The following is a 24,914-nucleotide window of genomic DNA, read 5'->3' as shown; positions in this document are numbered from 1 at the left end:
CGTTTTTGATTCGGACTGCAAAGATAAAAACTTTTTATTTTAAACTCCAAATGTTTTTGAAACTTTTTTTCAAAATCGCTTTGTCTTTAATTTCTATTCTCACTCCTGCGCTGCTATCTCTCGATTGCGGGTGCAAAAGTAGAAAGTTTTTACATTACCACCAAATTTATCAACGCATTTTTTTACCTATTTTTTGTAATGTGATGATTGACAATGAAAAAAATATACAACTGTATGATTGTACGATGTACAAAGTATAATGTACGATTGTACAAAGTACAATGATACAATGAAAAATATAGCAATGTAACAATGTAGCAGTGTAAAAAGTATATGTAATATGTACGATGGACTACAATAGCGTATTTTGAATCTTGAATAATATTTTATCTCAAAGGCAGAATCGTATAGATTGGCTAGCCTTCAACCTCTCTGATTTGTTTTTGCTTTTTGCTTTCGGAGATGATATTTAGAATTACTCCAATGACAATGAACATAACACCTAAAAACAATCCTATCGTAAATTGTTCCTGAAAAAACAATACGCTTACAAGCACGGCTACCACTGGCTCCAATGCTCCCATAATGGAAGTGGGCGTAGAGCCTATCATCTGAATGGCGTAAACCAAAGTGGAAATGGATACCACCGTAGTAATAAAAGCAAACAAAGTAAAATTACCCAAAGTGTAAAGATCTATCGCTAATCCATCTTGACTCCATAAGACCTTGATAAAATAATAAAGTGAAGAAAACAATAGAGAATAAAAGGTTATCTTCATTCCAGAAAATGAGACATTGGCTTTATTGATAATAATGATGTACAAAGCATAAAACAATGCACTAAGCAAGGCAATGGACAATCCTATAAAATTAATACTGAATGTAGCATCTTTTAAACTTAACACGAACACCCCAAGAATAGTCAGTATCAAAGAGAGAACGGTAGCTTTGGATATGGTTTCTTTAAAGAACACCATCATTACCAATGCTACAATGACGGGATAGACAAAAAGAATTGTAGAAGCAATACCAGGTGATAAATAATCGTAACCTAAGAATAGAAATTCTGACGACAAGGCATAAAATAACCCCAAGATTATCATTATCAGAAAATCTTTTGGGGTTACTCTGAGGGATTCTTTTTTGCGGATAAGGTATACCAACAAAAACATCGCTGAAATGAAGAAACGGTAGAATAAAGTTTTGTCTAACGAAAAACCCGCTTCCTTTACAGGAATTATAAACGCTGGTATCAATCCATAGGAAACCGCTGATACGATAGCAAAAAAATATCCTTTCTTCTTCATTCGCTTCAAAGAAATATCTTTGTGACTATACTGACTAGCCAATCATATCAAATCTTGTATATTCTACTAGCTTTGCTGGGATTTTTATTCCGTTTTCGGTCTGGTTGTTTTCCAAAATTGCAGCCATTATTCGTGGTAATGCCATTGCGGAGCCATTAAGTGTATGTACCAACTGTGGCTTTCCTTCATTGCCTTTATATCTACACTTCAAACGATTCGCTTGGAAGGTTTCAAAATTGGAAACAGAACTTACTTCCAACCATTTTTCTTGTGCCGCACTCCAAACTTCAAAATCGTAGGTCATAGCAGAAGTGAACCCCATATCGCCGCCACAAAGTCTTAAAATACGGAATGGCAGTTCTAAATCGGTAAGGATTCCCTTCACGTGCTCCACCATTTCTTCTAACGCTGCATAGGAGTTCTCTGGCTTTTCAATTCTTACAATTTCTACTTTCTCAAACTGATGAAGACGGTTGAGCCCTCTTACATGAGCCCCATAGCTACCTGCTTCTCTTCTATAACATTGAGAAAATGCCGTATTTTTAATTGGCAACTCTTTCTCTTCTAAGATGACATCTCTATAAATATTGGTAACTGGCACCTCTGCGGTAGGAATAAGATACAAATCATCTAAACCTATATGATACATTTGTCCCTCTTTATCTGGAAGCTGCCCCGTACCATAGCCCGAAGCTTCATTTACCACATGAGGAGGATTCACCTCTAAATAGCCCGCATCTACATTTTTATCCAAAAAGTACTGCACCAACGCTCTCTGCAATCTTGCTCCTTTACCCAAATATACAGGAAAGCCTGCACCTGCTATTTTTACCCCCAATTCAAAATCAATCAATTGGTATTTTTTCGCTAGTTCCCAATGCGGAATAGCCCCTTCTCCCAAGCCTGAAACTTCGTGAGATTGGTAAATATTTTCATTATCTTCTGCAGAAACGCCTGCTTTCACCTTTTCATAAGGCACATTAGGAATCTGATACAAGATGGCTTGAAGGCGTGCTTCTACCTCCTCCAATTTTTGTTTTAAAAGCTGTGCATTTTCTTTAAACTCACCAGTTTTAGCTTTAGCCACTTCGGCATCCTCTTTTTTACCTTCCTTCATTAGGATTCCAATTTCCTTGGAAATCTTATTCATCTGTGCGAGATTTTCATCCAGCTCAAACTGAAGTTTTCTTCTTTCATCATCGGCAACAATGGCTTCATCTACCAGCTCAATGGTTTTAAAGTTTCTCTTGTGGAGCCCTGCGATAACACGCTCTTTATTTTCTCGTAAAAAATTTACTTGTAGCATTTATCTTTCTTTTATTTGAAGTATTTAATTATTCTGACTAATTGGTGTTTTCTCTAAAAAACCGTTACAAAATTACAAAATTATTTCTCGATGGTAATGACATTTACGCCCTCGGTAGATTTTTCAAAAATCACTTGCCCATCATAGGTAATGGTTTCTAGCTGGAATAATGTAGGGGTCCATTTATAGAAAATTTCCATCACTTGCTCTTCTGTATCAGAGGTGGTTGTAAGTCTATACTGCACTGCAATGATGGATTTGTATGTTTTCAGAGCATCTGTGGCATTAGGCAACAAAATGCGTTTTGCCCCCACAATATATTCATAGTAATAGACCCCATTGGCATCTTGCTTCTTCGTGAGGGAGATTGCCTCTCTATCATACTCCCCTTGCATATCTTTGAACTCGATGCTATAATAGGACTCTGCCAACTTGGTATTGAGCAAATCTTTACCCGCAGCATTTTTCACATAAATATTCAGTACCTGATCTACTTTTTGTAAATCTTCTATCGATTCTCCTCTGCACGATAGCAGCAGAAACCCCATCCATATTAAATGCAAAATTTTCATTGTGTAAAGATATGATTATTTCTTGGGTTTTAGCTTTTTTAGTTCTCTAAAGAACACCAGCCCCAAGCTACCTCCACAGAACCACAATGCTACCAGCATACTCAGCGCCATCCCCATCGTCTGAAAATGAGGCACCAAAACCATAGAACACCCCACCAAAACGGCTACCGTAAGGGATATAATCCCCGTAACCCAATGCATCTTCCCTATAGCCGAAAGCAAATTACCATACAAAACCCTCAACAACATATTGCTCCCGAATGCTAATAAAAACACCACAAACATTGGCACAACACCTTGATATACCTCTCCAAAAAATAGCCCTATAATCTCTTTTCTAAAACCATAGCCCAGCAAAATAATAAGCCCCGTGATGGGAATGAATATCTTATAAAATTGCGTAATATAGTTTTTCAAGTAATAATAATCTTGGTTTTTAGCGGATAACTTGGGATAATCACTTTGGATAAAACTTTGGGCTAAAAAAATCATATTGGCGGGAATAAGAATTGCCACCCGATATTCTGCCACAGATTGCTCGGATAGGAAATAACTCAATAATAAAATGTCTATAGAGAATAATAAATCTGAACTAAAATTAGTCAATGCCGAATGCCAAGAAAATTTCCAAACCTCCTTTTTAGGGAAAAACATAGTCTTCATTGCCATCCCCTTCATCTCTTTGTTATAAAATAGCAATACAAAATAAGGCGTGATTGCCATTGCCAAGAGATACCCCTGAAGCCCCCAAAAGTAGCTACCCAATATCACCAGCAGTAGCCCTAATATAGAATTAAAATTGGTAATCTTAGCAAAGGTTTTATTATCAAACACAATACGATAATAAACCTGCAAATGAGATAAAAATAAAACACCAAACAATCTGATGGCAAATGCTAAAAATATTACAAAAATATCTTCATATTTCGGAATAAAAAAAACAGAAGCCCCTAAAAACAATAGCGACAGCAGCACCTGTGCTCCCATTCCCTTCCTCAGCAGTTGGGCTGCAAAGGCTTTTTTTTCATCATCTGTCTTCAGCATAGAACCATACCGAAGTAATGCCACAGGCAATCCTAGCCCCACAAATGGTGCAAACATCACAAATATCGCTGGCACAATACTTAATAACCCAAATTCCTCTGGAGTCAACAGCCTTACCACAATCAATGTAGAAGCAAATGCCGTTACCTTTTGTAAGAAAAAGGAAAAAAACACCGCAAAACCATTGTTGCGATAAAAATTTCTCAAGAACACCAATATCCGCTTCATCTACTCAAAACTTTTTGATAAACCTCATCCAACATCTCCGAAATAACACGCCGAGAGTACTTTGCTTCTATCTCTTTGTGTAACGCTTCGGGAGAGCTGAAAGCATACTCTCTTTCTAACATCTTTTTCATCACTGCCAGTAGTTCCTCTTCGCTATTGGAAATCAAAACGCCATTACCAATATTCACAATTTCTGAAACGCCCCCTACATCCGTAGCAATCACGGGCGTTCCCGTAGCAATAGATTCCAGAAGCACACACGGGAAATTTTCATAATCCGAAAACAAAACAAAGCAATGGCTGTGCTTCATTTTATCTGCCACTTCCGCTAAAGTTAAAGTTTCAAAGACCTCTATATAAGCCGTAGCATCCAGCCGTGCTATCAAAGCTTTTAGCGGTTTCACCTCGCCATCTCCCCCAATACATAGACGAAAATTCTGATGGATAGCCCTCAACTGTGTTGCCACCTTGATGATTTTATTCGCATTCTTCAGCGGTACTAGATTGGAAATATGCAGAAAAGTAAACAGTTCACTTTTATCATTCTTCACAGAAAACAACTGTGTATCCACTACATTTCCCACTACTTTAAATCGATTTTGAAATCCTAATTCTGTCAAATGATTTTTCATTGCGTAGCTCACAGGCAAAATACAGGAAGCATACTGAGCAATAACTTTTGCAATGTATAATTTCCCTTTAGACAGTTTGGAGCGATTTTCCTTCAGATAAATAGACCAATGCTCCGAAATCACAAAAGGAATGCGATACCGCCATTTGAGCCAAACGGCAAACAACATAGAGTTTTTAAGAATATTAGCGTGCACCAAGTCGGGATGATTGATTCCACGCCAACCTTTCTGATACGCCCTCCATCGCCTGATGAAATTCAAGGCAGGCAGTGCGGTGACTTTGTAATAAACAATGGTGGTTGTAATGCCATTAACTTCGGTTTTCTCCATTATGTATGGCTCTTTTTGCGTTGTACAGCCCACAGCGTGTAATACCTCCACATCATTTTTCAAGGCAACCGCCTCTGCGTGCCGCTGCACGAAGTTCCCATTGGTAGGTTCCACTTTACTAGGATACCAAGATGATATGAATAATATTTTTTTTCGCATTAGATGTTTCCGCCATCACCTTACCACAAATATAGTTTAGTTTTCCCAATAAAAAAACTCTTCTGAATAAGATTTCAAAAGAGTTTTTACTATTTTCTTTGTTTTTTAATCTACATAAATCCCCGCCCAGCTTCTCTTTAAAGGCAAAAGAAAATCCGATAAAAAGCTTACATAGGTGGATTTAGAAAAATCAAACACTTCAATATCCTGCGGAAGCGAGCCATCTTTCAAAGCACTACGAAATGCCTGTAATGGCATTGTCTTCACCTCTCCTTCTTGCACGAAGGAGGCTTTCATCCTATCAAACAGCCCTAGGTTAAACTCCGCATCTATCTCCCTCATCAAGCCGCCCAATGCATCTATGGAGCATCCAGACGCCACTTCTTTTTCCTCATCTATCACTATAATGATGAACTGATTTTTTTCTATCTTAAAAGAAGATGACAAAGGTTTGCCGTGTGCCGCCCAACCGCCTAAAAAGTCGTAGAGCTTCTCTGCAATGGTTTTGCTTTCCTTAGGTAAAAAAGGTCTAGATGCAGGGTATATCAGCACCCTATAATCATTGGTTTCTATAATTTCAGATTCTTCTATTTTCATTGTTTTTATGTTTATTTGATGTACTATGTATTATTGTAGTATAATGTAATATGACTTTCATAAATCTTTGTATACACTAAAACACTGTTGTATAATGTACTATGTACAATGTAATATGACTTTCATAAATCTTTGTATACACTAAAACACTGTTGTATAATGTATAATGTACAATGTAATATGTACTACGACTTTCATAAATCTTTGTACTTTATACATCATACTTTAATCTTTATACATTGTACATCGTACTTTATACTTTAATCTTTGTACATTGTACATCCATACACACTAAAGATCTTCTGCTTCTGCCAATAGCTCTGCTATATCTTTCACGGCTACTTCTTGCTCTTTATTAAAATGCTTCACCCCATCGGTAAGCATTGTATTACAAAACGGACAGCCCGTAGCCACCACCTGTGGTTGTTCTTTGAGTGCTTCTTCGGTTCTTTCTATATTGATATCCTTTTTACCTTTTTCTGGCTCTTTGAACATCTGTGCACCACCCGCTCCACAGCATAATCCGTTTTGCTTGCAACGCTTCATCTCTACCAGTTCAGCATCCAGCTTTTGGAGCAATGCTCTTGGAGCTTCATACTCATCATTAGCTCTACCGAGGTAGCAGGGGTCGTGAAAGGTGATTTTCTTACCTTCAAACTTTCCACCTTCTATTTTCAGTCTTCCCTCTGCCATCAGTTCTTTTAAAAACTGTGTATGGTGCATCACCTGGTAGTTGCCCCCCAAACTAGGATATTCATTTTTCAAAGTATTGAAACAGTGTGGGCAAGCGGTTACTATTTTTTTCACCTCATAGGCATTGAGAATTTCAATATTGGTAAGTGCCATCATCTGAAATACAAACTCATTGCCAGCACGCTTGGCAGGGTCGCCCGTACAGCTTTCTTCTTGCCCTAGCACAGCAAACTCTACTCCTATATTATTTAAGATTTTGCAAAATGCACGGGTGATTTTTTTAGCTCTATCATCAAAGCTGCCTGCACACCCTACCCAAAATAGCACTTCGGGAGCTTTTCCTTCGGCAGCGTATTCTGCCATTGTCTTTATTTGCATTGTATTTTCTCTTTTAGTTTCGATACAAAAATACTCTTTTTTATCTTATTTGAAGAAAGAGGAAAGACCAACTTAAAAAGTTTTAAGTTTTGAGTGCTGAGTGTTGAGTTTTCATTTAGTTTTGAGTTTTGAGTGTTGAGTGCTGAGTTTTGAGTTTTTTGAAGAAAGAAAAAAGACCATCAACCGACAACCAACAACCAATTTTAGTTTTGAATGCTAAGTGTTGAGTTATCACCAACTAACCATTAACCATTGATAATTAACAATTAACATCCCCCTCCAGATATCATTTCTTTAATCTGCCCTAAATAAAGCATTGGACACAGCGATAATAGTAATGCTACCTTTTTCATAACTATTGATTTTTAATGTTAATAATTTTTTTAATTTCTGCCTCATAAGTATAACCTAAAAAACCACCGCAACGCTTAAGTTCTACTTTTTTTAGGTTTTTTTAAGGTTAATTTTAAAGTATTATTTTGAAAGTTTTTTTGAAAATCAATGGGTTGATTTATGATTTTTATAGAAGTCAATTCAAAATTTGTGGGTAACTCATCATTGATTTTCGTAACCCTCAGAAGATTTCCACAAAATGACTCTTGTTCAAATAGCCCCTCATAAATATCTTCTTGAAGAGTATCAGGTTCTCCTTTCTCAAAATTTCTGCACCCCACCGCGATAAAGCCAATGACAAGCGCTAATAGTACTCGTTTCATAATGGTTTAATTTTTATTGGTTCGATATTTTTACATACTTATACTCACAACCTTCCGCACACAATAAATATGTAGGCGATAACACTAAGTCTCTTCCTTCAAATTTCATTTTTTCCACTAATGTTTTGGTGGTATCAGCAGGATTGTATAGATTTCTATAATCTGGACATTCAAAATGCAACTTCAAAGAATCCCCTTTGATTTCGTAAGTCCCATATCCGCACATATAGGCATCGGATGTAAATGTGCTATCTTTTTTAAAAGTATAAACATACTTAGTTCCATTAGATATAGGTTGCCAACTACCTCTCATCCCATCATAATACGCATTACATTGCCAAGTTCCCGTAAAGTCAGAGTTAATACTTTCTCCTTTCTCAAAATTTCTGCACCCCACCGCGATAAAGCCAATGGTAAGTACTAATAATAGATGTTTCATTTTTATTTTTATTGTTTTTTTATTAGTTTAACACCCAAACACCTGTTTAGATAAATATACACCTACACAATAGGAGGACTTCTATTATTAATTACACCAAATACCATAAACCATAATTTAATTACAATTAAATACCATTTTAACTTTACCGCATAAAATTACAAATTATTTCAATACAAATTACAGTTAAAGATATTTTAATTAATGAAAATTAAAACACCTATTCAACAAATTTTGAGTGTTGAGTGTTGAGTTTTTTTTGAAGAAAGAAGAAAGAGGAAAGAAAAAAGACCATCAACCGACAACTAACAACCATTAAATTAATACCCTTTGACCACTAAATTAATACCCATACCAGTGCTGAGTGCTGAGTTTTTTTGAAAAAAGAGAAAAGAAGAAAGAGGAAAGAAAAAAAAAAGACCATCAACCGACAACCATCAACCAATCTTAGTATTGAGTTATCACCAACTAACCATTAACCATTGATAATTAACAATTAACCAACAACTATCAACCAATTTTTCTATATTTGTCGTAACAAAAAACAAAAACCTACTACTAATACCCAAAAAAGTCAATCTATGAATCAGCGTTTTTTATTTCTTTTATTCTTGTGTGTTACAACTATTTCATTCGCACAAAGTATTATCTCTGGTAAAATATTAGATTCTGATGGACAGCCCGTGCCTAGTGCGTCTATCACAGTGGAAGAAGTGGGCAAAGATGCCATCCTTGCCTATGGAATTTCCAATTCTAAAGGAGAATACAAGGTTTCTTTTTCATCCAACGAAGCTCGTGTAGAAGTGAAAATCAAAGCTTTTAACCACAAGCCTCTTACCCAACAGGTGAAGAACGAAACCCAAAATCTAAACCTAAAATTAACCTCTGATGCTACTGAAATAAAAGAAGTGAAACTCAAAACCAAACTCATCACCAAAAGAGGAGATACCATCACCTATGATATTAGCCAGCTGGATAGCAAAGCCGATAGAACTTTGGCTGATGTACTAAAAAAAGCCCCTGGTATAGAGGTAAATAGCAATGGACAGATTCTCTATCAAGGTGAGCCTTTGGGCAAGTTTTATGTCAATGGCAAAGACCTGATGGAAGGCGGCTACGGCACCATCGTTAATTCCTTACCGAAAGATGCCGTGCAAAAAGTGGAGGTAATGGAAAACCACCAACCTGTAAAAATCTTACAAGACAAAATACCTTCTGAAAGAGCAGCCATCAATATCAAACTCAAAAATAAAATCACAATGACGGGACGCGGTGAGGTAGGTGCTGGCTTCTCGCCTACCCTTTGGAATGTAAAACTCACCCCAATGTTCTTTGGACAGAAAAACCAATGGGTGGTCAACTATAAGGCAAACAATATGGGAGAAGCAGTAGAGAATGAAAGAAATATCCTAGCATTCGGCACACGCTGGGAAGGCGTTAGAAGGCAAGCCGCCCAACGCAGTTGGATAGGGATAGACAATGCCTCTACACCTAATGTCCCAGAAAAACGATACCTGCTAAACAATGTGCATTACTTCTCGGCTAACTTGCTTACCAATCCTTTCAAAAACAAAGAATGGGAACTGAAAGTGAACGCCAACTACTCTAATAACGCTGTAGAAAGAGCCTCGCTCACAGAGACCACCTATGAGGCATCAGACCTTTTCCCTAATGGTGCTAAAGCGAGCACTAACATCGCCAATAACTTCTACAGCAACGCCCTGAAAGGTGAGGTGATTTTTACCAAAAATGCTAAAAAAGGATTCTTTAAGAACACCACTACTTGGAATAGCTTTTGGAACGAAGATAGAGGATTGCTAAGAATCGTAGACACCAACTCTGGTAGCATCGGGATAGATGAAAGCCTTAGTGCCCCAAGTGGAATGTTTCAAAACTCATTGAGTACCATTATCCCTTTTAAAGAAAAACTCATCAATGTAATGAGCTACATTGGCTATCAAAAGGATAACCAGAAACTCAGCACCTTGTATGATAATTTTAGCAATTTTGATGCACTCCTATCAAGAAGCTTTTCAAGGCTCAATCAAAATCTTACTTTGACCACCTTCAATGCTAATCACTCCGCATCGGTAGGGTTCAATTATAAAAACTGGACCATCACGCCAGAGATGGGGGTAAATCTATCTTTCAATGATATGAACTCTGCCCTTGCCGCAGATGGAGACCTTCTGGATGAAAGCTTCCGCAATAAAATGAAATGGAACGAAATCAATCCTTATACCCAAGTGGGATTGAACTATAAAAACAATGGCATCAACTTTAACCTCACGCTTCCTATGAATTTCTACGGAATGGATTATAAAGATTTAATCCATAATGATACGCGTGAAATCAGCCGTACTGTTTTTGAGCCATCTTTCTGGGGAAGCTATGAGATTGCTTCTTTTTGGAAACTCTACGCCTTTGGGGCTTTAAAGTATAGCTTTGGAGATTTTGGCTCACTCTATACAGGGAACCTTCTTACCTCACCAAGGGTCATCAGAAATAATGACAACCTACTACCAGAGAACAGAACCATCACGGCAAGCCCAAGATTAGAGTACCGAAATCCATTGAATAACCTTTTCTTCAACCTAAGATACTCATATAATAATCTTGAAAGAAACCTCATCACAGAGACAATGGTGTATTCCAACGGTGCCAATATTAGCCAATTAGCGTACTTGGACAATACCTCCATCAGCCAAAGCGAAAGTGTAGAAATTGGAAAATACTTCCCTAATCTGAAAACCAACCTTTCCGCCACATTCTCCAATAGAGATTCTAATAGCTTTGGACTACTAAGAAGCCAAGCCACCAATACCTCTGACCTTATTGAAACCAAAATCAACTCAAAATCAGCAGGGCTTAAGTTTAACAACACCTTCTTCTCTTGGCTGAGTGTAGATTATAACCTAACGATGAGCTGGAACCAAAACAGAAACCTATTCTATAACACTATGGTAAAGACTTCTGGTTGGAATCATAATCTAGCGACCTATGTATATCCTGCTCAAGGGCATACCATAGGATTCTTCTGGGATGATGTTACCGCTACGCAATTAGGTCAAAGCTTTAGAAACACATTCCTAGATGCCAGCTATCAGTTCACTTGGGCTAAAAAGAAAATGGATTTTGAAGTAAAATGGATGAACATTGGCAACAAAAAAGTATACGAAACCATCTCTTACAATACCACTCAGCTTGCCACTACCAGAAGTGCGATGCTCATAAGACCAAGCCAAGTGATGTTTAGTGTGAAATTTAATTTTAAATAAATTGAAGCCCACTCAATTTTAAATAAGCAAAAAAACAAATGGTTGAATTGAAAATTAGAAGAAAAAAGAAATTAAAGCAAGGTAGAGGACTCGCTGTAATACTACTCTTCACCTTATGGCTATTAAGTATAACATTAAAAACTGAATACATTTCCTTTATATACCTGATTATAAGCACATCCATTCTTTCGGTAATAGTTTTTGAAACTTATAAATATTTAAAAAACCAGAAAAAAGAAGAACCAATAGCACTTATAATTGACCAAAAGGGCATTACTGATTTTCAAGCTTTTGAAAAATTAGGTTTAATACCTTGGGAAGAAATAGAATTTGTTGGAATAAAAAACAACATACTAAGCAGTTACCTGATTGTGAAACTAAAAAATCCGATGGAATTTATTGGAAAAATTCAAAACGATTTTCAACTAAAAAAGCAATTACGACTAAACAATGCAAAGTTCCAAACTCCAATTGTCATCAATATTAATACATTGGATATTAAACCAAATAGATTGATACAATTTATAAAACAAAACTGGAGAAATAATTTAGTACGTACCCAACTTCAGGAAAAAGAGTATCAAAAAATCCCTCAACCAGCAACCATAAACTTTCAACAAAAAAATGTCTTATAAAAATCAGCTGAAAAATATAAAAGCCTTCGTATTCGATGTAGATGGTGTCTTCACAGATGGTAGTGTCTATCTGATGCCAGATGGCAATATGTCTCGCGTAATGAATGTTTTAGACGGCTATGCTGTGGTGAAAGCATTGAAGAAAGGCTACCCTATCGGTGTCATCACAGGAGGCAACGACCCAATGGTGAAAAATAGACTCAATTACTTGGGCATCACCGATTATTACGCTAAGTCTTCCGATAAAATAAAAGATTTTGAAGATTTTAAAAGCAAATACCAATTGCAAGACGACCATATCCTAATGATGGGCGATGACTTGCCAGACCTCGCCATAATGAAACGAGTAGCCCTTGCAACTTGCCCCATCAACGCCGTTCCAGAGGTAAAAGCAGCCGCACACTATATCTCAGCCATCCACGGTGGCAAAGGTGCCGTACGCGATGTGATAGAACAGGTTCTAAAAGTACAAGGACAATGGCAGGAAGATGATACTAAATCTGTGTAATCGTAAATCAAATAATCTAAACTTTAAAATAACAATATGAAGAACTTACTACTATCATTAAGTCTTATTTTGTGTTCACTATCATCTGCACAAATAAAAAAAATCCCTGTGTCTACGGAAGAAGTTAATGTTTTAGGACGCATTCTTTATGGAAGCGTTTATGACAATTTTTTCTCGAAGGAAGAATTAAAGAAGTACAATATAGAACAAACATTGGGATATTTCGCGGAGTTTACATATGAAGATAAAATCATATACAAAGAGATTTTTAAACTTAAAAATCTGGTTATGAGCAACAAATCAATTACACAGGTCCATTTTGACAGCAACCCTTGCTTTAAGACTTCCGACCTACCCGCAGATATAAGTTTAAGTCTAATGAAAGACTCCCATTGGCAAATCAAACAAACTGTAAACGGTGATAATATTTGCTATTACGCAGGATGGTTATCCACAAGTGGTATAGGTGTTATAGAATCAAAAGAATACAAAAAGTATAATATACTTTCTCTCGCTGATGGAAAAATAAAAGTAAAACTGTATAGATTAGAAGATTAATAAAATCTATCATTAATTTCTTCAAAAAAGCTTTTTCGTCTAAACAAATTATTATTGAGCTATAATCTCCATAAAAAACAATCATTATGAAACTACTTTTAGCCTCTCAATCTGCCAGACGAAAGGAATTATTACAAAGCTTAGGCTACACTTTTGAAACAGTATCCATCCATTGTGATGAAATATTCCCCGAAGATATGCCCGTGGAAAACATTGCGGGCTACCTTTCCAAAATCAAGGCTGATGCCTATCCTAACCTTCAGGAAGATGAGATTTTACTCACCGCAGATACCATTGTAGCTCTGGGCAATCAAGTCTTAGGAAAACCTCAAACTCCTGAACAAGCCCAAGCAATGCTCCGCTCTCTTTCTGGCAAGACCCATAAGGTCTATACGGGGATTACCATTAGAACATTGAATCAAGAAATCACCAAAACCGATATGGCAGAAGTTACTTTTTCGGAGCTTTCGGATGCTGAAATCGCATTGTACATTCAAGAGTATCAACCTTTTGACAAAGCAGGCAGCTACGGCATCCAAGAGAGAATAGGAATGGCAAAGGTATCTAGCATCAGTGGAAGTTTTTATACCATTATGGGGCTTCCTACCCATTTGGTTTATGAAGAACTAGAGAAAATTAATCCCCGATAATTCTCCAAAAATTCATACTTTTGTTTCCGTTGATTTTACAATCCAGACACAATAAAATCAACTTTATAAAGTTATGATTCTACTATGAAGAAAAGTATCTATTTTTTAATTGCTGTTGCTATTATTTCAGTAGCTTGTAAATCCCGCCCCAATGAGAAAAAAAGCGGAGCATTGGCAGGTTTTTCGTCTTATTACAATACTCTTTTCAATAGTAAAGATGCATTGGAAACCGAAATTAACCAACGCAAAAAAAATCATAAAGAAAACTTTTATGATGCCTATATTCCCTTACTAAAATACGGCGAAGTCACTTTAGATCAAGATGGAGAAGCTGCCGCAATGTTTAACCCTGGAGCGAGAAACAACGCCAGCAAATCTGCCAGCACCTTACAAATCTCCGAGGCTAAAGCCCTGAAAGCTATATCCAAATACTCTGTAATGAAAGATGGTGAAGAAAAAAATAAACAAATCTTCAACGCCCATCTGCTTTTAGCTCAAGCCAGACTCTATATGGGTAAACCATTGGAGGCTTTGGACGCTCTCAACTATATTTTTACCAAAATGCCCAATGATAAACGCATCAATTTGGCAAAAATCTATCAGGCTCACATTCTTACAAAAATGAATGATTTTTACCGAGCCCACGAAATCTTCCTAGACCTAAAAAAACAGCGTTTAAAAAAAGAACACCATAAACTCTACTCTATTTACTTCTCCGAAATGCTCATCGCTTCAGGTAAAAAAGAAGAAGCCGTAGAAGAACTAGAAGACGCATTTCAAGTCAACAAAAACAGAGAAATGAGAAGCCGTATCGCATACCTCCGCGGACAACTTCTTGCCGAATTGGGCAGAAATGAAGAAGCACGAGAAAGCTTTACCGCTGCATACCAATACGCCAACAATTTTGAATTTGAAGTAAAATCACAAATAGAAATTGCCAAGACCTTCTCCCAAGGAAATGATGACTATGAAGGGGCTAAAAAATACATAGAAAACATTGGCAAAAAAGGAACTTATGCTTCCCGAAAAAATGAATTTCTATACGCTTTAGGGCTAATGGCAAACCGAGCAGGCAAGCCAGATGAAGCCCAAGTTTTTTTCAAAAAAGCGACCAAAGAAAAAATATCAGACCCCCAAGTGCGTGGGCTTACCTATTATGAAATGGGAAAATTTTATACCGATAAAAATGATTATATCTCCGCGGGTGCTTACTATGATTCTGCCCTATCTGTTATGACCCACGAGCCCACCAGAGCCAAACTGGCGAAGGCTTCTAAAAGTATGAAAGATATTGCCACCAATTTCTACCTTGTGAAAAGAAATGATAGCATTATTGCACTGACTAAAATGTCGGAGCCAGAACGCATCGCTTACTTTACCAAGCATATTGATGCTCTAAAAGCCAAGGAAGCCAAAGAAGAAGCTGAAAGAAAAAAAGCGGAACGCAACAAAGGTTTTGAAGATGGCGACTACAATGCCAATTCTATCTTTGCCAACAATAGAGGTAATAATTTCCAAGACTTTTCTACCAATCAAAATAAAAACGCCTTCTACTTTGCCAATCAAAATACGGTGAGCAAAGGACAAGCCGAGTTTAAACAAATCTGGGGAAACCGTTCCTTAGGAGACAATTGGCGTATGTCCAATAAAACCGCCTCTATAGAAGATGTAAAAAATGAAGCCTTAGGACTATCCTCTGCTCCGAACCCTCGCCGCTTTGAACCTGATTTTTATATAGAGCAAATCCCTACCAATGCCGTAGAAATTGCCGACCTGAAAAAAGCCAGAGATACCGCTAGCCTAGGTCTGGGCAGAATGTATGATGAACATTTCTCTGACCGAGAATTGGCAACCAAAACGCTTTATGACTTGGTGGAACAAAACCCAGAGGAAGATGTAAAGCTACAAGCTCTTTATCGTATTTTTGTGATGAACTATGAAAACACCCCTTCTGCGGCAGAGCGAGCCAAGCAACTCATCTTAACGGATTTCCCATACACTTCCTACGCAGAATTTGTACGAAATCCGAAAAACACCAATTTTTCAAAATCATCTCCCGAAGTAGAGGAGGCGTATCAAAAAGCATTTGACCTATATTCTCAAAATCAATTTGAAGAATCCAAAGCCGTCATCGCAAAAGCTTTAGAGCAATATCCTAATGATGCTCTGGTACCGAAATTTGCACTATTGGAAGCCTACAATACTGGGAAAATGGTAGGAAAAGAAATTATGATTTTGCAATTGCAACAAATTGCACTTAACTATGCCAAGACCAATGAAGGACTAAAAGCCCAAGAGCTGCTCCGTTTCCTAAAAAGTGATATTGATGTAAAAATGACAGACCAAACGGGCAATACCATTCCTACTAAGAGTAACCAACCTCCTACGCAGAAAAATGATGATGATACACCAATACCTGCCTTTAATCCAACACCCGTAAGTAGAGGTGAAAACGCCAAAAAGCTAGAAAAACTAGAAAAACCTCAGACGCAAAAAAAAGTAAGCTGGGAAGGTAGCGAAATAAACAACTAAATCACCTGCTCCTTTCCTTTGAGTAAAGGTTTGCAAGGAAATAATAAAAACCTGCTTAGGTTTTACTAAAAAGCCCGCCAGGTTTCACCTAAAAGCCCGCCAGGTTTTTGAAAAATCTGGCGGGCTTTTTATAAGGAGCAAACTTCCATTTGTAAAGCTCTATCCTTTCTATCCTTTCAAAGTGGTAATCTCATCTCTCAATTTTGCAGCTAAGATGAAGTCTAAGTTTTTGGCAGCCGCTTCCATTTCTTTTTGTTTTTGAGCTATCAGAGTTTCTACATCTTCGGGAGTATAAGATGCCTTTTGCTCTGCTACTTGTTTCAGGATTTCCTTTTGAGTATATCTATCATCTGGGAAGTCTTTGGCTCTTCCTACCAAGGCTTCAGAAATCTTTTTATTAATCTGCTGAGGCACTTTGCCGTGCTCCTCATTATATTTCATTTGCTTCTCTCTACGGTAGTTGGTTTCATCTATTGTCGCCTGCATACTTTTGGTTATTTTATCGGCGTACAAAATCGCTTTTCCGTTGATATTTCTTGCTGCTCGCCCTACAGTCTGTATCATTGAGCGACGGGAACGCAGCATTCCTTCTTTATCTGCATCTATAATAGCCACTAGAGACACCTCTGGCAAGTCCAATCCTTCCCTAAGGAGATTAACCCCAATGAGGACATCAAATAGCCCCGTTCTAAGGTCATTCATAATCTGAATACGCTCCAAGGTTTCTACATCAGAGTGGATATATCGGCATCGGATACCAAATTTCGTGAAATACTTGGTGAGTTCCTCCGCCATTTTTTTAGTCAGCGTAGTAACCAAAACCCTTTCATCTTCTTCCGCTCGTTTTTGAATTTCTTCCATCAAATCATCAATCTGATTGAGGGTTGGGCGCACTTCAATAATCGGGTCTAAAAGCCCCGTAGGGCGAATGATTTGCTCTATGTATTCTCCACCAGTCTTTTCCAATTCATAGTCGGCAGGTGTAGCAGAAACATATATCACTTGATGTTGCATTTCCTCAAACTCTTCAAACTTCAAAGGTCTGTTGTCCAATGCCGCAGGCAAGCGAAAGCCATATTCTACCAAGGCTTCCTTTCTGCTTCGGTCGCCCCCGTACATTGCGTGAACTTGAGGTATGGTAACATGAGATTCATCAATAACCATCAGGTAATCTTTCGGAAAATAATCCAATAAACAGAATGGTCTAGAACCCGGTAATCTGCCATCCAGATAACGAGAGTAGTTTTCTATCCCAGAGCAGTAGCCCAGCTCTTTTATCATCTCCAAATCCAGCTCGGTACGCTCTTGGAGGCGTTTGGCTTCCAAAGGTTTTTCAATACTTGAGAAAAAATCCACTTGCTTTACCAAGTCATCTTGGATATCCCGAATAGCACCATTGAGGGTTTCCTTAGAGGTAACAAACAAATTGGCAGGGTAGATTTGAATTTGGTCAAAATGACTTTCTACATTTCCTGTAATGGGGTCAAAGGTTTGGATTTTCTCGATTTCATCACCGAAAAACTGTATTCTAATGGCATTATCTGCATAGGCTGGGAAGACATCTATCACATCGCCTTTCACACGGAAAGTACCGCGTTGAAATTCATTAAGCGTTCTTGAGTATAACGCATTAACCAAAGAATGCAGAAGAGCCGTACGGGTCATTTTGTCTCCAATAGCGATTGAAACGAGCGATTTGTGAAATTCGGTAGGGTTTCCAATACCATAAATGCAAGATACCGAAGCCACAATCAGTACATCTCGCCGCCCCGAAAGCAAACTTGCCGTAGCCGAAAGTCTTAGTTTTTCCACTTCCTCATTGATGGAAAGGTCTTTTTCTATATAGGTTCCTGTGCTGGCAATGTACGCCTCTGGCTGGTAATAATCATAGTATGAGACGAAATATTCCACTGCATTTTCTGGAAAAAACTCTTTAAACTCCATAAATAGCTGTGCCGCCAAAGTTTTATTGTGAGCCAAAACAATGGTGGGGCGTTGCACTTGGCTAACGACATTGGCAATGGTAAAGGTCTTTCCAGAGCCTGTAACCCCCAATAGCGTCTGGTATTTCTCCCCCGAAACAATCCCTTCACTAAGTTTTTGGATGGCTTGTGGCTGGTCTCCCGTAGGTTGGTATTCTGAATGCAGTTTGAATTTCATCTCAATAAATAAAAAACAAAGATAGTACAAAATAATATTACGCTGTAAGCGTTAAGCCGTAAGCTTTAGGCTGAAATAATTTTAATTAATTCCCAACAAATCAGCATACAGAAAGTACAAAAAAATCACTATTTAAAGAGGAGTTGGGGATGTTATGACATTCATTTTCGGCTAAAGCCTCTTCGGAAAACCATATTAAAAGTCGGGTTAAAACCCGCCCCTATTGAAAAGTGAAAGGATAGAACATTGACATTAAAAAGCTAGGAAATTAAAAGGCAATCTTTCTAAAATGAGAAATATTTTTTCTGCTGCTTCATTTAATATAAAGACCCAATTGGGTTTCACCAAAAAGGAAGCTTCGTTTCATATAAAAGGAAGCTTCGTTTTGGGTAAAAAGAAGCTTCGTTTCGCATAAAAGGAGGCTTCGTTTTAATATATATAAAGTCAATAGTTTTTAATAACCTCACTTAATTTTGATAATCAATAAGTTAACCACTATTTAAACTAAAGGTTATTGATAAGTATTTAAAACCTAAATTGAGTAGGCTTTAAGTGGTAATTCCATTTGCTATACTGAATGATGCTAACCTCAACAAGATTTTCTAATTGGGCTAAAGCCCTTTTGGAAAAACATCTCAGAAGTCGGGTTAAAACCCTATTGAAAATTGAAAAGGATAGAAAATTAATTTTCTTTTAGAATAAAAAAGAGCGAGAATAAACCTCGCCCTCGAAAAAATTACTATGAAAAATCTAATCTCTCTTTCGTTCCAAATAAGCCTTCATATCATCCAGATGCAATCCTTTGGCTGCATTGTGAGGTTTAGTAATGACTTTCTGTGGTGTATCTACAAAGGTAGTTGCCCCTGCTCTCCCTGTGGTTTGCCCCGTGATGCGGGCTAAAGCCATCTTAAGCTCTGGGTCTGTGGTTACGCCAAATTCTTTAACATTGTTAATCCATTCAAATGGGTGCACTCTGTTTTGGGATAAAGGCAGGATAGCCTCTTTGGTACTTCCATCAGCATACTGTACTATTGGATGAGCGTCTCTATCTTTGTTGAAATACTTGAATGTGATGGGTTGCAATTGCCAATTGTGGGTTTTGTTTCTGTTCTCATAGCTGATGTATTCATTATTAGGCGAATCGTATAATGTATGAGACCCTACAAATTTACCTCTAGTAGCGTAGCCAATGGTTTCTACATTGATGAGCTTGCTAAGACATATTACTGTAAGCTCACTCGCTGATGCTGAAGATATAGATACCAAAGCATAAATCTTAGGTAGAGAAAGGCTATTAATATTTTCTGTTCCTATTTTTTCTGGATGACCATTGACCAGATTGTAGGTATCCAACTTATCAGAGAGCACATCATATCCAGAATATTTGGTGTTCTTTTTATTATACTCCATATACAGATAGTTTTGTCCTGTATAACTTCCGTTAATCATCTGTGCTAAGCCCAAAGCAGATGTAAGCGAGCCCCCACCATTGTATCTTAAATCTAAAATCAAATCGGTAATACCATCGGCTTTCATCTTGGCAAACTGAGCGTTGAGCTCATCATTATACTCTATCTTGAAAGCATTGTACACCAGATATCCTATTTTTTTACCATTTTGCTCAAACACTTTATAGAATGCTATAGGATTTTCTTCTACGCTCGTTTTCGCGATGGATAGATTCTCACTTTTATCTGTAGTTGATATTTGGTACGAACCATTAACGATGCTTACGGTAGTAGTTTCTGCTCTAGTGATGGTGAAAGAGCTATCATCAAAAAGGGTATCATAGTTATAATCATTGATATAGGAACCATTCACTTTGGTAATGACATCCCCTCTTTTCACCCCTGCGTTTGCGGCAGAGGAGTTGGGCACCACATAATTAACAAACGCAATATAGTTGCTCCCAGAGCCAGGGAAAAGAGTTAAATCTAAACCTGTAATAGCTTCAAATTCAGATGCCATTCTTCCCGTGGCAGAAACCACTTGATTGTTATTTTCTATCCAAGAATACAAGTCCACATTACCGTATTGGTACAATAAACTTTTATAAAACAAATCATTGGGAGTTCTACCATTAATCAAAGTAGTATATCGGGCATTATCTGCTGGGAGGTTGTCTGCCAGATTTGGATTTTCAGCTTGCCAATAATACCATAAATTCATTGCCTTCCATACAAAATCATTGATGGCGTCAACTTCTGTAGTAGTAGTAGTAGTAGGCTCATCCTCTCTACAAGACATTATCCAAAATAGCGATAATATGGATAATATTAATACTTTATTTTTCATAATTTCAAATATTTTCATCAAAACTCAAAAACATCTTTTTTATTGTGCCTTATCTTTTTTCTTTATGCCTTGAAACTCTTTCAAGTAAAATGGCTCAAAATAGGCAATATCTTCAAATGCTTTATTTTCATACTTTTTTACCACTGGATGTATCAAATACTTGGCAGATGGATAGACATTTTCCCGATATTCTGCCGAGCTTAGTGCAAGGCATTCTTTGGCTTTGGTACACCCATCTCCCACAAAAAGTATCTTGTTCCCCTCATAAGTAGCAAACGAGGTTTCATCTAAAATCAAATTGTGCGTTGCGGTAATTTCTTCTCCTGTTATACCAGAGTACACCGCTGTATAAACTTCCATTCTTCTGGCATCTAATAAGGGGATAATCAGTTCAAATCCTTGGTTTAGAAATGGCTCTACCATTGTTTCCATAGAATTGATGGCAATAAGAGGTTTGCCTAGTGCAAAACAAAAACCCTTGGCTGTAGCCGCACCTATCCGCAGCCCTGTATAAGAGCCTGGCCCCATCCCCAATGCTACCGCATCTATATCTCCTAGCCGAATATCAGCTCCCTCCAATGCCCACTCTACAAAGGTATGCAGGCTCTCACTTTGCTTGTAGTTTTCTGAGATTTCTTCGCATAAACAGAGTAATTGCTCTCCTTCCGAAATGGCTACAGAACAGTTCTTAGATGAAGTTTCAAGATGTAATATTTTCATTTTATTGAGATATCGGATAGAATTGAAATGACAAATTTAGGCTTTTCTAAACTTCTTTACACGCTTTGCTTAAATATTTTTCCACAAAAAAGACCGCCCGAAAGCAGTCTTTAACAATGTTACTTCATCTCCGAAATGATATTCACTGTTTCTTTCAGATAAAGGTCTCTCTGAAGGTTTTTCACCCAGTTTTCAGATTTTTTCTTGAATACATCATCTGTTTTCTCTCTGGCAAGTTCATCATTGTATCTGATGAATTTCAGTCCATTATTAAGTTTTATAAGAGATTCAAACTTTTTTATCTGCGTTTTTCTCTCCTTCATCACTTCATTGAATTTGGTTTCATTCAAAGTAATGGATTCCTCTTTATTGAGTGCCTCTCTCCATTTTGCAGATTCCTGAAGCAACTGATAATCTTTATCCTTTGCCAATCGTGCAGCACTATTCTTCTTCAGTGTTGCAATATCCAGAGTGGTGATTCTATTGAATGCCGCGGGCTGTATTTTATCCCAAGCCAAAGCGTAATCATCATAGCGTTCGCCAATCTCTGCGTGTGTGAACAAGTCATTCATCTTGACATCCGCTTCTATACCCTTCTTCTGAGTAGATTCTCCCGTTACTCTATAAAACTTCTGAATGGTAAGCTTCAACGAGCCAAAATCATCATTGGTACTAAGAAATCTATTAAGATCCACAAAGGTCTGTACCGTTCCTTTTCCGTAAGATTGCGGAGAACCTACCACAATACCTCTGCCGTAATCTTGTACCATACCTCCTAAAATTTCAGATGCCGATGCTGAAATTTCATTCTGCATAATCACCAGAGGGCCTGTCCAAATAGGTGTATTGGTTTTACTTTTCAAGGTTTCTATTTTGCCGTTACCATTTTTCACTTGCACATAAGGTCCTTCGTTCATAAAGAGTCCCATAATATCTCCTACCTCCGTGAGTGAACCTCCTCCATTATTTCTAAGATCTAAGATAATCCCAGAAATACCGTGGGCTTTCAGTTTATTGATTTCATTTTTGACATCATCAGAAGCGTTTCTTCCATCTTTTTTCTCAAAATCCGCATTGAAACTTGGCAGATTGATAAACCCATACTTCTTACCATTGGGTGCACTGATGATGATGCTTCTTGCAAAGGTATCCTCTATAGACACTTCCTCTCTCACCATTGTTACCTCTCGGATAGACTTATCTTTCTTCTCCACCGTAAGGGTTACTTTAGTTCCTTTCTCACCACGGATAAGCCTTACCGCTTCATCTACCAACATTCCAGATACATTTACGGGTTCTTCATTGGGTTTGCTCTGTACTTTGAGAATTTTATCACCTTCACTAAGCTGTTTAGACTTCCACGCTGGTGCTCCTATGGTAAGCGTCCCCAGATACAGGTGCCCTTTTTTCTCTTGTATCAATGCCCCGATACCGATAATCTCTCCTTTGAACAAAGAGTCAAAATCATCTTTATCTTTTGGTGAAAAATAATTGGTATGAGGGTCAAATACTTGGGTATAAGCATTGATGTACATTGTAAACCAATCAATTTTCTTTCTTTTCTTAATTCTTCTAAAAGATTGTGCAATAAGGTCTTTCACCTCGTCTGTCGCTTTGATTCTTTTTTGCTCTGGAGTAAGCACTTCCACCTTGATGGTATCCACCATTTTATGCTTAATAACAGAATCTTTTTTCTTTCTTTGAGATTCTTCTCGGGAATTAAGTGTTTCTATTTCTTGCAAAATATTATACTTGATGAATTTTTTCCACTCGTTGTATTGCTCTTGCTCTGTTGCGGGATACTTTTTAGATTTCGGTTCTAGGATAAAGGTTTCCTCCTCATTCAGGTCAATAGATTTGCTAAGGATGTCTTGTGTCATCTTATCAATCTTATCCATCCTTTCAAAAAGACGATTATAGGTTAGATTATAAAACTGCAAATCCCCTTTATTGAGGTAATCATCCAATTTTGTTCTATGCTTAGAAAACTCATCTACATCCGTCTGAAGGAAATAGCGTTTTGCTGGGTCCATCATTTCCAGATATAGATCATAGACATTTTGAGAATAAGCATCATTAATAGGCTTAGGGCTATAATGAAGATAGCTGAGGGTATTTCTTACACTGATCATAATGGTTTGCATCTTCTCATCATCATTCTTAGGTGAATTGAAGCAAAATATCAGTGTGGTAAGTGGTAATAAAAATAAAAGCGTGTTCAGTTTAATTTTTTTAAACATATAATGTTGTCTTGGGTTAAAATACTTTGGGTTAATTCATCTTTTTGAGGAATCAAATTTAATACCTTATTTATAAATAGCGGTACTTTTTTTATTTATTTTTGCTAAAAATAATACTATAATGCAAAAACCCCTGATTTTAGTAACCAATGATGATGGCATCACGGCACCAGGCATAAGACATCTGGTAGAGTTTATGAACGAAATTGGCGAAGTGATTGTTGTTGCTCCCAACTCGCCACAGTCTGGCAAAGGACACGCCATTACCATCAATTCTACCCTTACTTTTGAAGAAATCTCGTTAGATGGTCCTCAGACGGATTACGCTCTGAGCGGAACTCCTGTAGATTGTGTAAAATTTGCTTTGGATAAAATCCTCACCAGAAAGCCAGATGTAGTAGTTTCGGGGATTAATCATGGTGCCAATTCTTCCATCAATGTAATCTATTCTGGGACGATGTCTGCCGCTGTAGAAGCTGGCATTGAAGGACTTAACGCCATTGGTTTTTCCTTGCTCGATTTCAGTTGGGATGCAGATTTTACTCAGGCTAAAGAACATATCCAGAGAATTGTAAAAAAGGTTTTAGAACATCCACTTCCCAAAGGCGTTGTGCTGAATGTAAACATTCCGAAACTAAAGAAAGAAGACATCAAAGGCGTAAAGGTTTGTCGCCAAGCGTATGCCAAATGGGAAGAGAGCTTTGACGAGCGTACCAATCCTCACGGAAAAAAATACTATTGGCTTACAGGATATTTTAACAATATGGATACCGATGAAAATGCCGATGAAAACGCTCTTGCGGACGGCTATATCTCCATAGTTCCAGTAAAATTTGATTTAACCGCCCACGAGTATTTAAACCCTCTAAGTGAATTACTAGCACACAACCCTTAATACAAATCATTAAAAAAAGCAATATGAATTTTGTCATATTAT

General features: G+C 37.5%; 21 protein-coding genes. 8 read left to right on the top strand and 13 right to left on the bottom strand.

Annotated features, from left to right (window positions below; translation table 11 throughout):
- Nucleotides 1–416: 416 nt before the first annotated feature.
- The 9 genes from ACFFUE_RS03330 to ACFFUE_RS03290 all read right to left on the bottom strand — a co-directional run bounded on the left by ACFFUE_RS03330 (nt 417) and on the right by ACFFUE_RS03290 (nt 8,401).
- Entirely contained in the window at nt 417–1,307 is an 891-nt protein-coding gene (locus ACFFUE_RS03330; RefSeq protein ID WP_376832801.1) for an EamA family transporter, read from the bottom strand.
- Between the two features lie 34 nt (nt 1,308–1,341).
- On the bottom strand, nt 1,342–2,613 hold the full coding sequence (serS, locus tag ACFFUE_RS03325) for a serine--tRNA ligase (protein ID WP_376832800.1): 1,272 nt from the start codon (nt 2,611–2,613) through the stop codon (nt 1,342–1,344).
- 80 nt (nt 2,614–2,693) lie between these two features.
- A complete protein-coding gene (locus ACFFUE_RS03320) occupies nt 2,694–3,185 on the bottom strand; it encodes a hypothetical protein (RefSeq protein ID WP_376832799.1) in 492 nt (163 codons plus the stop codon).
- Nucleotides 3,186–3,200: 15 nt separating this feature from the next.
- Entirely contained in the window at nt 3,201–4,457 is a 1,257-nt protein-coding gene (locus tag ACFFUE_RS03315) for an oligosaccharide flippase family protein (protein ID WP_376832798.1), read from the bottom strand.
- Nucleotides 4,454–5,578 carry a glycosyltransferase gene (locus tag ACFFUE_RS03310; protein ID WP_376832797.1) on the bottom strand — a complete coding sequence of 375 codons (1,125 nt, stop codon included), beginning with the start codon at nt 5,576–5,578 and terminating at the stop codon, nt 4,454–4,456. Before ACFFUE_RS03310 ends, ACFFUE_RS03315 begins: the two co-directional genes overlap by 4 nt.
- A 105-nt stretch (nt 5,579–5,683) precedes the next feature.
- Nucleotides 5,684–6,175 (bottom strand): hypothetical protein, encoded by a 492-nt coding sequence (locus tag ACFFUE_RS03305; protein ID WP_376832796.1) that lies wholly within the window; start codon nt 6,173–6,175, stop codon nt 5,684–5,686.
- 291 nt (nt 6,176–6,466) lie between these two features.
- The gene (locus ACFFUE_RS03300; RefSeq protein WP_376832795.1) at nt 6,467–7,246 is read right to left on the bottom strand and encodes a (Fe-S)-binding protein; all 780 of its coding nucleotides are present in this window, start codon (nt 7,244–7,246) and stop codon (nt 6,467–6,469) included.
- A 428-nt stretch (nt 7,247–7,674) separates the two neighbouring features.
- The gene (locus ACFFUE_RS03295) at nt 7,675–7,962 is read right to left on the bottom strand and encodes a hypothetical protein (RefSeq protein ID WP_376832794.1); all 288 of its coding nucleotides are present in this window, start codon (nt 7,960–7,962) and stop codon (nt 7,675–7,677) included.
- 13 nt (nt 7,963–7,975) lie between these two features.
- Nucleotides 7,976–8,401 (bottom strand): lipocalin family protein, encoded by a 426-nt coding sequence (locus ACFFUE_RS03290; protein WP_376832793.1) that lies wholly within the window; start codon nt 8,399–8,401, stop codon nt 7,976–7,978.
- Between the two features lie 581 nt (nt 8,402–8,982).
- Between ACFFUE_RS03290 and ACFFUE_RS03285 the strand changes: the two genes are divergently transcribed.
- The 6 genes from ACFFUE_RS03285 (at nt 8,983) to porW (ending at nt 16,562) form a co-directional block, all read left to right on the top strand.
- Nucleotides 8,983–11,679 (top strand): hypothetical protein, encoded by a 2,697-nt coding sequence (locus tag ACFFUE_RS03285; protein ID WP_376832792.1) that lies wholly within the window; start codon nt 8,983–8,985, stop codon nt 11,677–11,679.
- Between the two features lie 47 nt (nt 11,680–11,726).
- Nucleotides 11,727–12,314: an STM3941 family protein gene (locus ACFFUE_RS03280; RefSeq protein ID WP_376832791.1), complete on the top strand. Its 588-nt coding sequence runs from the start codon at nt 11,727–11,729 to the stop codon at nt 12,312–12,314.
- Entirely contained in the window at nt 12,304–12,822 is a 519-nt protein-coding gene (locus tag ACFFUE_RS03275; RefSeq protein WP_376832790.1) for a KdsC family phosphatase, read from the top strand. The genes ACFFUE_RS03280 and ACFFUE_RS03275 overlap by 11 nt, the downstream gene beginning before the upstream one ends.
- Before the next feature lie 288 nt (nt 12,823–13,110).
- Nucleotides 13,111–13,380, top strand: a complete 270-nt coding sequence (locus ACFFUE_RS03270; RefSeq protein WP_376832789.1) for a hypothetical protein — start codon at nt 13,111–13,113, stop codon at nt 13,378–13,380.
- An 86-nt stretch (nt 13,381–13,466) separates the two neighbouring features.
- Nucleotides 13,467–14,030: a Maf family protein gene (locus ACFFUE_RS03265; protein ID WP_376832788.1), complete on the top strand. Its 564-nt coding sequence runs from the start codon at nt 13,467–13,469 to the stop codon at nt 14,028–14,030.
- A gap of 84 nt (nt 14,031–14,114) precedes the next feature.
- A complete protein-coding gene (gene porW, locus ACFFUE_RS03260; protein WP_376832787.1) occupies nt 14,115–16,562 on the top strand; it encodes a type IX secretion system periplasmic lipoprotein PorW/SprE in 2,448 nt (815 codons plus the stop codon).
- A 168-nt stretch (nt 16,563–16,730) separates the two neighbouring features.
- On the opposite strand, the gene uvrB is transcribed toward porW, so the two are convergent.
- Complete coding sequence (uvrB, locus tag ACFFUE_RS03255; RefSeq protein WP_376832786.1) at nt 16,731–18,722, bottom strand: excinuclease ABC subunit UvrB; 1,992 nt, start codon at nt 18,720–18,722, stop codon at nt 16,731–16,733.
- A 289-nt stretch (nt 18,723–19,011) separates the two neighbouring features.
- On the opposite strand from uvrB, the gene ACFFUE_RS03250 reads away from it, so the two are divergent.
- Nucleotides 19,012–19,137, top strand: coding sequence for a hypothetical protein (locus ACFFUE_RS03250; protein ID WP_376832785.1), 126 nt, complete (start codon nt 19,012–19,014; stop codon nt 19,135–19,137).
- Between the two features lie 335 nt (nt 19,138–19,472).
- Here ACFFUE_RS03250 and ACFFUE_RS03245 read toward each other — a convergent pair whose 3' ends face one another.
- The 3 genes from ACFFUE_RS03245 to ACFFUE_RS03235 form a co-directional block, all read right to left on the bottom strand.
- On the bottom strand, nt 19,473–21,017 hold the full coding sequence (locus tag ACFFUE_RS03245; RefSeq protein ID WP_376832784.1) for a S41 family peptidase: 1,545 nt from the start codon (nt 21,015–21,017) through the stop codon (nt 19,473–19,475).
- A gap of 39 nt (nt 21,018–21,056) precedes the next feature.
- On the bottom strand, nt 21,057–21,737 hold the full coding sequence (gene tsaB / locus ACFFUE_RS03240; RefSeq protein WP_376832783.1) for a tRNA (adenosine(37)-N6)-threonylcarbamoyltransferase complex dimerization subunit type 1 TsaB: 681 nt from the start codon (nt 21,735–21,737) through the stop codon (nt 21,057–21,059).
- Between the two features lie 119 nt (nt 21,738–21,856).
- Nucleotides 21,857–23,977: a carboxy terminal-processing peptidase gene (locus ACFFUE_RS03235; RefSeq protein WP_376832782.1), complete on the bottom strand. Its 2,121-nt coding sequence runs from the start codon at nt 23,975–23,977 to the stop codon at nt 21,857–21,859.
- 121 nt (nt 23,978–24,098) lie between these two features.
- Between ACFFUE_RS03235 and surE the strand changes: the two genes are divergently transcribed.
- The gene (surE, locus tag ACFFUE_RS03230) at nt 24,099–24,872 is read left to right on the top strand and encodes a 5'/3'-nucleotidase SurE (RefSeq protein WP_376832781.1); all 774 of its coding nucleotides are present in this window, start codon (nt 24,099–24,101) and stop codon (nt 24,870–24,872) included.
- Nucleotides 24,873–24,914: the final 42 nt, after the last annotated feature.

The sequence above is a fragment of the Bergeyella porcorum genome (assembly GCF_042427575.1).
GTDB classification, from domain to species: Bacteria; Bacteroidota; Bacteroidia; order Flavobacteriales; family Weeksellaceae; genus Bergeyella; species Bergeyella porcorum.
Note: the sequence above shows the minus strand (reverse complement) of the source record. Positions and strands in the feature narration are given on the sequence as shown.

What these genes read in the sequence shown, in the direction of transcription:
- ACFFUE_RS03330 (WP_376832801.1), bottom strand. Translation starts at nt 1,307, where the DNA reads ATGAAGAAGAAAGGATATTTTTTTGCTATCGTATCAGCGGTTTCCTAT.
- serS (WP_376832800.1), bottom strand. Translation starts at nt 2,613, where the DNA reads ATGCTACAAGTAAATTTTTTACGAGAAAATAAAGAGCGTGTTATCGCA.
- ACFFUE_RS03320 (WP_376832799.1), bottom strand. Translation starts at nt 3,185, where the DNA reads ATGAAAATTTTGCATTTAATATGGATGGGGTTTCTGCTGCTATCGTGC.
- ACFFUE_RS03315 (WP_376832798.1), bottom strand. Translation starts at nt 4,457, where the DNA reads ATGAAGCGGATATTGGTGTTCTTGAGAAATTTTTATCGCAACAATGGT.
- ACFFUE_RS03310 (WP_376832797.1), bottom strand. Translation starts at nt 5,578, where the DNA reads ATGCGAAAAAAAATATTATTCATATCATCTTGGTATCCTAGTAAAGTG.
- ACFFUE_RS03305 (WP_376832796.1), bottom strand. Translation starts at nt 6,175, where the DNA reads ATGAAAATAGAAGAATCTGAAATTATAGAAACCAATGATTATAGGGTG.
- ACFFUE_RS03300 (WP_376832795.1), bottom strand. Translation starts at nt 7,246, where the DNA reads ATGCAAATAAAGACAATGGCAGAATACGCTGCCGAAGGAAAAGCTCCC.
- ACFFUE_RS03295 (WP_376832794.1), bottom strand. Translation starts at nt 7,962, where the DNA reads ATGAAACGAGTACTATTAGCGCTTGTCATTGGCTTTATCGCGGTGGGG.
- ACFFUE_RS03290 (WP_376832793.1), bottom strand. Translation starts at nt 8,401, where the DNA reads ATGAAACATCTATTATTAGTACTTACCATTGGCTTTATCGCGGTGGGG.
- ACFFUE_RS03285 (WP_376832792.1), top strand. Translation starts at nt 8,983, where the DNA reads ATGAATCAGCGTTTTTTATTTCTTTTATTCTTGTGTGTTACAACTATT.
- ACFFUE_RS03275 (WP_376832790.1), top strand. Translation starts at nt 12,304, where the DNA reads ATGTCTTATAAAAATCAGCTGAAAAATATAAAAGCCTTCGTATTCGAT.
- ACFFUE_RS03270 (WP_376832789.1), top strand. Translation starts at nt 13,111, where the DNA reads ATGAGCAACAAATCAATTACACAGGTCCATTTTGACAGCAACCCTTGC.
- ACFFUE_RS03265 (WP_376832788.1), top strand. Translation starts at nt 13,467, where the DNA reads ATGAAACTACTTTTAGCCTCTCAATCTGCCAGACGAAAGGAATTATTA.
- porW (WP_376832787.1), top strand. Translation starts at nt 14,115, where the DNA reads ATGAAGAAAAGTATCTATTTTTTAATTGCTGTTGCTATTATTTCAGTA.
- uvrB (WP_376832786.1), bottom strand. Translation starts at nt 18,722, where the DNA reads ATGAAATTCAAACTGCATTCAGAATACCAACCTACGGGAGACCAGCCA.
- ACFFUE_RS03250 (WP_376832785.1), top strand. Translation starts at nt 19,012, where the DNA reads ATGAGAAATATTTTTTCTGCTGCTTCATTTAATATAAAGACCCAATTG.
- ACFFUE_RS03245 (WP_376832784.1), bottom strand. Translation starts at nt 21,017, where the DNA reads ATGAAAAATAAAGTATTAATATTATCCATATTATCGCTATTTTGGATA.
- tsaB (WP_376832783.1), bottom strand. Translation starts at nt 21,737, where the DNA reads ATGAAAATATTACATCTTGAAACTTCATCTAAGAACTGTTCTGTAGCC.
- ACFFUE_RS03235 (WP_376832782.1), bottom strand. Translation starts at nt 23,977, where the DNA reads ATGTTTAAAAAAATTAAACTGAACACGCTTTTATTTTTATTACCACTT.
- surE (WP_376832781.1), top strand. Translation starts at nt 24,099, where the DNA reads ATGCAAAAACCCCTGATTTTAGTAACCAATGATGATGGCATCACGGCA.